The organism is Halocola ammonii (assembly GCF_049334165.1).
GTDB lineage: Bacteria > Bacteroidota > Bacteroidia > Flavobacteriales_D > Sanyastnellaceae > JBEGHD01.
The window spans coordinates 1-11,099 of sequence record NZ_JBEGHD010000002.1 but is presented as its reverse complement, the minus strand read 5'-3'; the positions used below and the strand labels follow the sequence as shown (position 1 = coordinate 11,099).

13 protein-coding genes and 1 tRNA gene are annotated in these 11,099 nt (G+C 42.5%); 2 read left to right on the top strand and 12 right to left on the bottom strand.

Going from position 1 to position 11,099, the window contains the following annotated elements; translation table 11 throughout:
- Nucleotide 1: 1 nt before the first annotated feature.
- A complete protein-coding gene (locus ABHV44_RS02265; RefSeq protein ID WP_459073020.1) occupies nucleotides 2–742 on the bottom strand; it encodes a peptidylprolyl isomerase in 741 nt (246 codons plus the stop codon).
- 59 nt (nucleotides 743–801) lie between these two features.
- Here ABHV44_RS02265 and ABHV44_RS02260 point away from each other — a divergent pair, with 59 nt between their 5' ends.
- Nucleotides 802–1,188: an Ig-like domain-containing protein gene (locus tag ABHV44_RS02260; RefSeq protein ID WP_459073019.1), complete on the top strand. Its 387-nt coding sequence runs from the start codon at nucleotides 802–804 to the stop codon at nucleotides 1,186–1,188.
- A gap of 7 nt (nucleotides 1,189–1,195) precedes the next feature.
- Here ABHV44_RS02260 and ABHV44_RS02255 read toward each other — a convergent pair whose 3' ends face one another.
- Together ABHV44_RS02255 and ABHV44_RS02250 are read right to left on the bottom strand one after the other, a co-directional pair.
- Nucleotides 1,196–1,534 carry a hypothetical protein gene (locus tag ABHV44_RS02255; protein WP_459073018.1) on the bottom strand — a complete coding sequence of 113 codons (339 nt, stop codon included), beginning with the start codon at nucleotides 1,532–1,534 and terminating at the stop codon, nucleotides 1,196–1,198.
- Between the two features lie 689 nt (nucleotides 1,535–2,223).
- Nucleotides 2,224–2,298: transfer RNA gene (locus ABHV44_RS02250), tRNA-Pro, on the bottom strand.
- Between the two features lie 166 nt (nucleotides 2,299–2,464).
- Between ABHV44_RS02250 and ABHV44_RS02245 the strand changes: the two genes are divergently transcribed.
- A complete protein-coding gene (locus ABHV44_RS02245; RefSeq protein ID WP_459073017.1) occupies nucleotides 2,465–4,930 on the top strand; it encodes a copper-transporting P-type ATPase in 2,466 nt (821 codons plus the stop codon).
- 348 nt (nucleotides 4,931–5,278) lie between these two features.
- Here the strand turns inward: ABHV44_RS02245 and ABHV44_RS02240 are convergent, their stop codons facing one another.
- From ABHV44_RS02240 to ABHV44_RS02200, 9 genes are all read right to left on the bottom strand, one after another.
- Nucleotides 5,279–5,797 (bottom strand): hypothetical protein, encoded by a 519-nt coding sequence (locus ABHV44_RS02240; protein ID WP_459073016.1) that lies wholly within the window; start codon nucleotides 5,795–5,797, stop codon nucleotides 5,279–5,281.
- A 385-nt stretch (nucleotides 5,798–6,182) separates the two neighbouring features.
- The gene (locus ABHV44_RS02235; protein ID WP_459073015.1) at nucleotides 6,183–6,587 is read right to left on the bottom strand and encodes a hypothetical protein; all 405 of its coding nucleotides are present in this window, start codon (nucleotides 6,585–6,587) and stop codon (nucleotides 6,183–6,185) included.
- Between the two features lie 129 nt (nucleotides 6,588–6,716).
- A complete protein-coding gene (locus tag ABHV44_RS02230; protein ID WP_459073014.1) occupies nucleotides 6,717–7,238 on the bottom strand; it encodes a hypothetical protein in 522 nt (173 codons plus the stop codon).
- Between the two features lie 150 nt (nucleotides 7,239–7,388).
- The gene (locus tag ABHV44_RS02225) at nucleotides 7,389–7,652 is read right to left on the bottom strand and encodes a hypothetical protein (RefSeq protein WP_459073013.1); all 264 of its coding nucleotides are present in this window, start codon (nucleotides 7,650–7,652) and stop codon (nucleotides 7,389–7,391) included.
- Nucleotides 7,653–7,798: 146 nt separating this feature from the next.
- Nucleotides 7,799–8,437: a hypothetical protein gene (locus ABHV44_RS02220; protein ID WP_459073012.1), complete on the bottom strand. Its 639-nt coding sequence runs from the start codon at nucleotides 8,435–8,437 to the stop codon at nucleotides 7,799–7,801.
- A complete protein-coding gene (locus ABHV44_RS02215) occupies nucleotides 8,421–8,912 on the bottom strand; it encodes an RNA polymerase sigma factor (RefSeq protein WP_459073011.1) in 492 nt (163 codons plus the stop codon). Before ABHV44_RS02215 ends, ABHV44_RS02220 begins: the two co-directional genes overlap by 17 nt.
- Before the next feature lie 19 nt (nucleotides 8,913–8,931).
- A complete protein-coding gene (locus ABHV44_RS02210) occupies nucleotides 8,932–9,384 on the bottom strand; it encodes a hypothetical protein (RefSeq protein WP_459073010.1) in 453 nt (150 codons plus the stop codon).
- 223 nt (nucleotides 9,385–9,607) lie between these two features.
- On the bottom strand, nucleotides 9,608–10,441 hold the full coding sequence (locus ABHV44_RS02205; RefSeq protein ID WP_459073009.1) for a hypothetical protein: 834 nt from the start codon (nucleotides 10,439–10,441) through the stop codon (nucleotides 9,608–9,610).
- Between the two features lie 168 nt (nucleotides 10,442–10,609).
- Nucleotides 10,610–10,975 carry a hypothetical protein gene (locus ABHV44_RS02200; protein WP_459073008.1) on the bottom strand — a complete coding sequence of 122 codons (366 nt, stop codon included), beginning with the start codon at nucleotides 10,973–10,975 and terminating at the stop codon, nucleotides 10,610–10,612.
- Nucleotides 10,976–11,099 lie beyond the last annotated feature (124 nt).

The following is an 11,099-nucleotide window of genomic DNA, read 5'->3' as shown; positions in this document are numbered from 1 at the left end:
CTTATTCGATTCTTTCCATGGTCATGATCACATCTTCTACCGGCCGCGAACCTCTGGTTTTCACTGCCGCTATCGAATCAATCACATTTACGCCCTCTACCACCTGTCCAAAAACAGTGTAGCTCATGTCGAGGTGAGGCGTTCCTCCTATGGTTTTGTAAATTTCTCTCTGTTCTTCAGTGTAGCTAAATCCAGGGTGCGATTCTGCGATGTGCTCTTCCATCTTGTCGAGCCCTTCATCGTTAAACACTTTTCCCTGGACGATGTAGAACTGACTTCCAGACGAGCGCTTTTCAGGATTCACTCCATCGCCTTTTCTGGCAGCCGCCAAAGCTCCTTTTTTGTGAATCAGCGTAGTGTCAAATTCCGCTTGGAGGGTGTAGTCCGGACCGCCATTTCCCAGTCTCATCCCTGCAGGGGCACCTTTAGAGTCGGGATCACCCCCCTGAATCATAAATCCGTTGATCACACGGTGAAAAAGTGTGCTGTCGTAATAGCCCGACCCAGTCAGCTTCAAAAAGTTTTCTTTGTGAATGGGCGTTTTGTCGTAGAGCTCCACGATCATGTCACCGTATTCGGTGTGAATCAAAACCCGCTCACCTTTAGATTCTTCGGGTTCCTTTTCTTCAACTTCCTGAGCAACGTTTTCGTCCGACTTCGTGTCCTTTTGAAGCAGGGAGCAGCCAACAAACAGCAAAATGCAAGTTACTGGCAATAAGAAATAGCGTTTTCCGGTAAACATTTTTTTATTTAATTTGGCTGATCATTCTGCGCAGCGGACGAAATTAAGAAATTCAGACTATGGATACGAAAAAATTGAAGGTGTGGGCGTTGATCTTACCAGTGGTAATGATCAGTTTTTTGATGACTTCTTGCGACAAGGAAGAAGACACCATTGCAACAATTACAGTGGTTGACGCAGAAAGCAATGCAGTTGCAGGAGCTACAGTAAGGCTCTATGCAGAAGGATCTGGCGAAGAGCCGGTGATCAATCCATTGAGATTTGACACAACAGGAACCACCAACGCAGCCGGTAAAGTTTCATTCAATTTTTCAGAATTCTACAAGCAAGGCCAGGCCGGATTTGCCGTTCTCGACATTGAGGCCTACAAAGGCGAACTCGAAGGTTCTAGTCTGATTAAGATCGAAGAAGAAGAAACTTCTGAAGAAACAGTAGTGATCGAGTAAGCTTTTGCTAAGCTTCTTCTCCTGAAAAATATTCTATAACAGCTTCTTTAATCAGTCTTTCCTGCTGGCTTCCGTCCAGTGCAGGCAGCTTTTGATTTCTCGTAAAGTGAGGCCAACCATCCTCGTCTCGCCCCTCGTATTCAAAGTATCCGTATGGCTCCAGCAGAGTGCAAATGGCGATGTGCATCAAATCGATCTTCTCGTCTTTCTTGAATTTCTTGTAGCCGAGCCCCAACTCCTGCACGCCAATTAAAAACAAAAGCGCCTGCAAGTCGAGCTCCTCTCCGTACTGATCAGAAACCTCCTTCACCGTTTCCTGCCACTTTCTCTCGAATACGTAATCCATTTTCTCTTCTCTTTTTTTTTCTGAAAAGCAATACAAAATTACACTGCCTCAAATCGAGATCAAAGCTATGATTTAATCCTTTGGGCTAAGAGGGGAATTGTGGTGGGGAGAGGGAGAGGAAATGGTGGTAGACTTCTATCTGTTTGGCATACAGCTAAGGAGTTTTTAACATTGAGAAATTAAGGTCTGATTTAGTAGTGCTTAATGAACCTTGACTGCTTAACGAACCTTAATGGTTTAACTCTTGAAATCACTGGTGTCTCTCTCACATTGACCACAAGTCCTCCTTCGCCCTACGGGCACTTTCTCCAAAGGAGGACAGCGATCGATTGACCTACTAAGCGTTGCTAGCTACTAATTTACCTTAATCCCCCCAATTACCTTTTTCACTACAAAAGGATTACTAAAGTGATCCTCAGGTGGGGTGATTCAAAGCAAAAAACCTACGCTGTGATCTTGCTGATCACATCTGGTTTTTCATTTCGTGAAAAAGCTCAAGCGGAGCTTGGCTTTAAACAGGATTACTGCGTGATCCTTTTGGGGGGTGATTCAAAGCAAAACCCGCAGAAGTGTTCCTTCGTCTCACTTCTGGTTTTTCATTTCAGGAAAAAGCTCAAGCAGAGCTTGGCTTTTTCCTGAAATGAAAAACCCGACCCGCAGTTTCACTGCGAGTCGGGTTTTTTGCTTTGTCGGGATGAGAGGATTCGAACCTCCGATCTCGCGCCCCCCAGACGCGCACTTTAACCGGACTAAGCTACATCCCGAGCTTTTGCGGTTGCAAATTTAAACATCTGTTAGAATCTGAAAACTGATTTCTGCCTTTTCACGCGGCTGTGGACTTCAGCCCAAATTCTGTAACTATCCTCATAAATTCTGTAACACGTCAGCACCACCTCTCACCTACCTTTGCTGTTCTAAACTGAGATAAAAATGGCTCACGAAACCGACAAAAAATATTACTGCCCAATGCTCTGCGAGGGCGATAAAAAATACGACAAGCCAGGGGACTGTCCCGTCTGCGGTATGGACCTGGTGCAGGAGGAAGTGGCTTCCCAGTCACCTGCTCAAGGTAGCTGTTGCAGCTCCCACAGCACAAACCGCAAAAAACCACATCCGGCAAAAAATCAAAACAACACTGGCGACTACTACTGCCCGATGCTCTGTGAAGGCGACAAGCGCTACGACAAGCCCGGTGATTGCCCCGTCTGCGGTATGGATCTGGTAAAGGAGGAGACTGTCGGCCACTCGTCAGGCAGCTGTTGTGGTGGCGATAGTCACGAGTCGAAAACAAAATACACCTGCCCCATGCACCCTGAAGTGGTGCAAGACGAACCGGGAAGCTGTCCCAAGTGTGGCATGGACCTGGAACCCATGCAGCCCAGTCCGGATGAGGAAAAGCAAGAAGACAAGTCCTACCGGAAAATCCTCAAGAAATTTTGGGTAGCCGTTGCATTCACCGTTCCTGTTTTTGTGATTGCCATGGGCGATATGGTCGGCATTCCATTTTCGAAACTGGCCAGCGAAACGGTTTGGGGCTGGGTGCAGTTTGCACTTTCCACTCCTGTGATTTTTTACGCTTGCCGCAGCTTCTTTGTGAGAGGCTACAAGTCCATCATTAACCGCTCGCCAAACATGTGGACACTGATTTCTCTCGGTGCCGGAGCGGCCTATCTTTTCAGCATCATCGGACTTGTTCTGCCCGACATTTTCCCACCACAATTCAAAACCGACAGTGGTCATGTTCACCTCTACTTTGAAGCATCGGTAGTGATCCTCACGCTAATTATGCTCGGCCAGGTGCTGGAGCACAAAGCCCGCAGCCGAACCAATGACGCCATAAAAGAATTGCTCAACCTCGTGCCGCAAACTGCGGTTGTGATTAGAGACGGCAAGGAACTGAAAGTTTCCATCGATGACGTGAAAGCCGGAGACACACTCAAAATCAAGCCGGGCGAAAAAATTCCGGTGGATGGTAAAATCACTTCCGGGAAAAGCTCCATTGACGAGTCTATGATCACCGGAGAGCCGGCAGCTGTGAAGAAAGCGCAGGGAGACAAGGTGATTGCCGGAACCATCAACCAATCGGGTTCTTTTGAAATGACTGCGGAAAAAGTTGGCGGTGAAACGCTGCTCTCCCAAATCATCGACATGGTAAACAAAGCCAGTCGCACCAAAGCTCCTATTCAAAACCTGGCCGACAAAGTCGCGCGCTACTTCGTGCCAATAGTAGTCTCCATAGCCATCATTTCTTTTGCGGTGTGGGCCATCTGGGGTCCGGATCCCAAACTCGTTTACGCCTTCAGCAGTGCCATCACCGTATTGATTATTGCCTGTCCGTGTGCTCTTGGACTGGCAACACCGATGGCCATCATGGTAGGAACTGGTCGAGGAGCAAAGCAGGGCGTACTGGTAAAGGACGCCCGTGCCATCGAAGAGATGGAAAAGGTAGATACGCTGGTGATCGACAAAACCGGAACCATCACAGAAGGTAAACCCACCTTTCAACACCTCGAAGTTGCCAACGCTGATATCGACAAAAAGGAGTTGCTGACGCTGGTGGCTTCACTCGAAGCTGACAGCGAGCATCCGCTGGCCTCGGCAATTTTACAAGAAGCGAAAGATCAGAACATCGAACTGCTAGATGTTTCCGACTTCGACTCCATCACCGGAAAAGGCGTGCAGGGAAAAATCGGTGAAAAGCACGTAGCCATCGGAAATGAGAAGCTTTTGAAAGACCTGGGCAGTGAAACTAACATTCCTGAAGAGGCCAAACAAAGACAGCGCGAAGGAGAGACGGTGATGTTTGTTTTGGTGGAGAAAAAGTATGCGGGTTTTGTCAGCGTAGCCGATGCCATCAAGAAAAGTTCTGCAGACGCCATTTCAAAACTTCAGAGTCAGGGGCTCAAGGTGATTATGCTCACTGGCGACAACAAGCAAACTGCCGAAGCTGTAGCCAAAAAGCTCCATCTCGATGGGTTTGAAGCCGACTTGCTCCCACAACAAAAACACGACAAGGTGGAGCAATTGCAAAAAGAGGGACGTAAAGTCGCCATGGCCGGAGACGGCATCAACGATGCACCTGCACTGGCAAAAGCCGATGTCGGCATCGCCATGGGAACCGGAACAGACGTAGCCATTGAAAGTGCAGGAATCACGCTTGTGAAAGGAGAGCTGGACGGAATAGTGAGAGCGCGAAAACTCAGCAGCGATGTGATGCGTAACATCAAGCAAAACCTGTTTTTCGCCTTTGTTTACAACGCCCTTGGCGTACCCATTGCAGCTGGCCTCCTGTTTCCATTCTTCGGAATTTTACTCAGCCCCATGCTCGCAGCCCTGGCCATGAGCTTGAGCTCGGTAACTGTAATTGGAAATAGTTTGAGGTTGAAGAGGGGGTGAAGGATTCGTAAGCCAGGTTTCAACCAACTATTGGTTGGTCCCAGAAGAGTTTCTTCGAAAGGAATGAAGTCAATTAGAATGCCCTCATAAGAATATCGATACATGACTTTTTCCGATGAGGCAGGATAGATTTTCTTACTGGCTAGTCTCTCCCGCAGTTTATCCATTTGTGAGTACGTGCTTATCTGTACTGAAATATCAATGTCTTTGGTGGGTCGTGGCTGTTCGGCACCTTCGTCTGTGACATACAACACCACTACAGCGCCACCAACATAAATGACCTGGTCATTTAATTCTCCAAGAGCTAGTGCGACTTTTTCAATGACCTTTAAATTTATGGTTTGATTTTTAAGCATCATCAATCCTTTCTTTTAGCATCTCAAATGCAATGTTCTGCTCTCTTACTTTCCCAATTCTGATCGCATCTGCAAGAGCCATCAGTTCATAATATTTAGCATCATTCAAACATGCTTCTGGAGTATTTGGATGCAACGGCTCGACTGACTGTCCTCTACTATTTCCTTTTCCATAGGGCCAAACGAATTTTTCTTCAGTCATAAACTCGGCATTCAGGGGTGGTGCAGAGATTGCTGTATTTACACCTCTTGTGATCGAGCCTGGTTGTTGTGGATATACATAGCGAAGACCCGATTTCAGGAAGTCTAGCAGAGCAAGTTTCTTCAACGTTCTTTTATCGCTACTTATTAAACCACCAATTACTGACCTGTTGATGCTTTCACTTATTTCGCTCGCACTTATCATCAGCTCATGGGCTAAGTCTTTCATAAGCCAATTATCGCTCCCCTTACTAGCTATTTTTAGCAAAACAGCGATATCATGAGGCCTCATTCCGCTATGCTTTTTCATACGACTGTTCGTTTGAGAGGTAAATATAAGAAGTATATTCGCAATTCGCGAATCGCGAATCAAGAATTAATACGGGAAACAACATATCACGATTAGGCTGAAGCTGATGGGCCTACCTGCCGGTAGTCAGGGTTTTCCGTAAATTCCTAAAAAAGCCAGATTGTTAACTGTATTTTTTGCTGCCTGGAGGAAGACTAGCCTTTGCTGACAACGCTTGAGGAGTTCTAATTGCAGCTAGATTGCTATTCCCTTTCTTCGGGCTTCTACTCAGCCCCATGCTCGCAGCCCTGGCCATGAGCCTCAGCTCGGTAACTGTAATTGGTAATAGTTTGAGATTGAAGAGGGGGTGAAGCTATCAGATAATTTTTGAGTTGATGTTTTATTTTTAATCTAACTTCAAGTAGATCATACTTATTATTCCATCCTCAATTATTAACGTGTCGTTTTCAGTTGCAAAACTCACGACTAATTTGCGTCTTAGTTGTTTTCCTTCTGGAAGGATATCGTAACTCGCGATAGTTATTGAATCTCCATCGACTTTATATTCATCAAGGCCAAGGCCAACCCTTGAACCATGATTAAAGTGGTGAAGTTCCCCATTTGGAAAAAATTCAATTGTTCTTGAATCCGTGACATTGGGGCCATAGACCTGGATACCTTCATTGTCTTCCAGTGCTTTGAAAAACTTCCATTTACCAGCTAAAGGGTCAGATGAAGGAGCACATGAAGATGGAGTCACGCACGAAATTGTAAATACTATTGCTGCGATATATACGACTTTTCTAATCATACTGCCTCTACAGTTGCGAACGGTTTTAAAACACCAACGTTTGTTTAATGATTTTAAATAAAGTATCAACTTCAACTGGATGTCCCTATTTGAAACAGGGCAAAGTTGGCTTGGACTATTCCAGTAATATCAGTTTTTCTTTTCAAATTTTTCTATTCGTTCTAAAACCTCGGTTGCCATTTTATCTTTGGAATACTCGGCCAATCTTTTCAAACTCTCTATTAAATCACGGTATCTCGTATTTGTTTCCATTTCTTCGAAGACTCGACTAGTTGCATACAAATACCTATCAACCCAGTCTTCTTTAAATTGACTGAGAATATTCTCACTGTAATTCTTGACCTTTATTAGATAATCAGTACCACCAATCAGTTCAAGTTCAAATTCTTCCAATGAATTCACAGATACCAAATCAATTGACAAGGTATCATCTAAAAAATACTTATTGATCTCAGAAAAGTAGTATTCGGCATCCTTCGGATTATTCATCCATATAACCAATGAAAAGTTCACGTAATCGTACTCATTCTCTCGACTATTTCGCAAAAAATATTTACTCTCTTGCCGCAATAGAAGTTGAATATTCTTGCTCCCAATAACGTTGGCCGACTTTAAATAATAGACTTCTCCCGAGTTGATTAGTTTTTTCATATTGGCGCATTCTAGTATTTCGCTGATTACAGTTTGGCTAAAGCCAGTGCGGTTTTCCGCAAGTTCCAAAAAAAAGTACCGAAATCGTCATCGTCAACCGCGTCTGTGTCTGCTGCCGGTAGGCAGGAAGACGAAATGGCCGCATTAATTCTAGGTATTGTTAAGCTTTCGTTTTTTTATTTCTTGAATACTCATCATTTCCCTTACTCGATAAGCATATTCTTCATCAGGCACTTTCTCTATGAATCCAATGTCAGTTAGTTCTTTAAAAAGTCCGATTACTTCTTTCCTTGATTTTCCGGAACTCTTATGAGTTTCTTGAACCATGATATTCGGACTATCAATATTTGATTTTCCATTTTCGGAAAAGAATAGAGTCTGATTGTAAAGGATGTCAAGTAGTTCTTTTTTCATTCAAAGGAAGCTTAACGTTCTAGGCTAAGAAACGTAGGGCTTTCGGAGCGATTACTTGTCCACCGAAACCAAAGCTTGCTAGATGAACCAACCTTTCTGAAAGCCATGTCTGCCCTATGTTTTCTTAGCCAATGTTATCACCAGTATTATTTTCTTAATTCTTCCATGTCGGCAATAATTTCATCCAGCTTTCTGAGTACACCTCCATAGACAACCTTCAAATCCCAAATGTATATTCTTGCCCCAAAGTAGGAGAGTAAAACCATCATTAAAACCACGCCAATGATGAGAAATAGCGGCACACCAAAAATAAGGTCAATGCCAGGATAGTTTAAAACCAACTTATTCGTAACTGCTTCACCTAATTGCTGCCAAAAACCAAGTAGAATAGACAAAAAGAACAAAGGATAATAGAATCTGGCCATTAGACTATTTACACTGACTTGCTGCTTCATCCAGTTGTCAAATGCTTTGATATAATGGTAGCTGCTTTCGCTCTTATCAATTTTAGCTAATCCTCTGGAAAGCCTTCGGTTGACTATTACGATTACACTTAGTGTCAAAAAAAAGCCTATTCCCATCCAAGGAATCCCAATCAAAAATGAAATCCCCAAAAAGAGGATTGAACCTATAACGATTGCAATCAGGTTAATTTTGAACATTCGTTTAAACTTATCGATGACATGTATCGATTTTTGATTGTACAGGTTGTTCAGCTTTGGGGCAACCAATGCATCACTATTTAAAAAACCTTGCTTCCAAATTGATTCAATTGACTTTTCCATCTAATATTTTCTTTAATCGTTCTTTAATGCGTTTAATTCGTACCCCAATGTTGTTAGGGTTCGTGCCTGTAATTTCAGCGATTTCCTTATACGACTTTTCTTCCAGGTAAAGTAGTATTACACCTCTGTCAACTTCTGATAAACGTTTAATGGCATCATACAATTGATTGAGTGCTTCGTCCGGAAATGCTTGGCTAGTTTCTGCCAATTCGTTTGGCAAGATTTCAGAAGTAAAATACTGCTGATTATTTTTCTTTTTTTTCAGCATGGTTAAACTCACATTCAATGCTAACCTGTACACCCAGGTTGACCATTCGGATTGCCCACGGAAGTTGTTTCTGGTTCTCCAGATTTGTAAGCACACCTCCTGATAGTAATCTTCGAAATCTTCCTGAGAATTTGTATAGGCCCTGCATATCTTTATGATGATGGCAGCATAAGGATTAATCGATATGGCATAAAAGTCATTACTCAAGCTTTCATATTTTCGTAGTTTAAATCAAGTTTCCCGAAGCTTTAGCCTGAGATTCCAAATAACTTGCTATGATTATACCAATCAAGATGCCAACTGAAATACCAAGTGAAATTCCCATAGACCGCTCTAAACCCGGTAGAAATATTACTCCTAAAAGCAAACCTGTTGAGGCGCCTAAAGCTATGCCCAGTCCTGCGTAGTGCCCTTTGGTAATTAAAGAAAAGGTATCCTTCAGATACTTTTTAAACTGTTGAAGGGCTTTTTTAAAATGTCTTTTCTTGTTTGTTGTGGTACTGATTAATTCAAGCGCATCAAGTTTCGTCTCTATGGATTCAACTTCAGATTTCGTTAAGTGTCTTTTTTCTACATTAGTAAGTATTTCTATGAAATCCCTGTACACCTTAACTTCAGACTTTTTTGTGGTCTCAGATACCAAACGGTTGAAAAGGTTAATCGCATTTTTAATTGTCATGATTTTAATCTTTTCTTGTTTAGTGGCTCAAGTCGCAGAATATTACACCCTCACAAAATATTTTTTCGAAAAATAGATTTGACTGTCGAATTTAGGTCTTCGTATATTGGTGATAACGGTCCTGGCTATGGCAAGTGCGGGATTTCAAGGCACTTACTTGTCCGTTTAGCAGTAAGTTTATTTTGTGTAATCACTTTCATTTTAGCACTTTAGCCCGCATTTGCTATAGCCGATGTTGGCGTGTCGTGTTTTTTCTATTTAAGTCTCCAATCAGTTTCGGTAAATAATAGTAGTTCAGTCCGTAATGGAAAATCTGAAAATAAACTGCGATTATCAATACCAAGGGCAGTAACCATTCTTGTTTCAGGAAATAGATTGGATAAAACAGAATCGAAATTCCAAGTTCAATCAGTATCTTTTTCTTGATGTTCCTTTTAATGTCTGCGGTCTCTGCTGCACCTTCAAATTCCTTTAAATAACTCGACACTTTGTATTGATACCACCATGTCTCATAAAGCTCAAAGAGTATTATGTAAACTGTTGTTGAGATTAGAAACTCTTCTGCTTTTATGGCAATCAATATGTAGGCGACCATAATCGCAAATCGTCCAATTGCTGGAAGAACATCCGTTTGAAACCAAATTCTGTCTCTTGTGCTTGCAAAGGCTGTTTGATTCCACCATCCGTCAATTCTGCTTGTGTCAAAATCCGTATTTGCTAACTCATTAAAAAGTCGTTTGGAATGGTTGTATTTTCTGTTGTGATGAAGTCCGCGTCCGAGTTCGTATTTGACTTCGTTTAATTGGTCGGTCTGATTGAGTTTGTTTTCTATCGGTTGATAGCCCGCTTTGTATAGGTAATAAACAGCAGAATACTTTTCCCTGTCATTAAGCGATTTTGCTAGACGGTGGATGATATTAGTGGCTGTGTCATAGTCCGAGTCCGCAGTTTTTAGGGTTTCCAAAATTCTGGACTGTCTGTTTTCCCAATAGCTTAAAACTTGAGCATCGGTTTTCAAGTCCTTTAAGTCAGTCCATATTTTTTCTAATCTGCTCATTGTCTGTTTTACATGCACGCCAACGGCCCTGGCTATGGCAATTGCGGGATTTTGAAACCGCTTTCTTGTCCGCCTACCGTAAATTTATTTAGTTGTAAAATATTCATTTTTAAGCAGTCAGCCCGCATTTGCTATAGCCGATGTTGTGCACAGGCTTTTTTTCTTTTTTCAAAACTCTTCTAAAAAATCGAGTTGGTCAATCTCATAGGTATAGTCGCTGTCGTACCCTTTGACTTTGTTTCCGTTAATTTTTATTCGTTTAGTCTCGTTTTCTGTTGTCGTAAAGACAATGAAATAGTCGGGAATGAATTTCCACGGGCCAACTGGTTTTGAGTTTTCTAGAGCTTTCAAAAGTTCTTTGATCTCTTCTTCAGTCAAATCTTTGATTGTCGCAAATTTTCCATTTGATTCTTTGTCAGGCCGAGTCAAAGTCACTTCCTTAATTTCTTTAATATCGGTCGGGTAGTCCAAATTTTGGCGTTGTCCAACGCAGGTCGTCAAAGTCAAAATGATTGTCGATATGAGGAGTTTCATTTTATTGACGTTAGTTTTTTTAGCTTGTGCACAACGTCCTTGGCTAAAAAATCGTGCGGATTTTCGGAGCCGTTGATTTTCGTTTTTAATTCTTAGAGTTCATTGATTGCAATATCTTGAATTT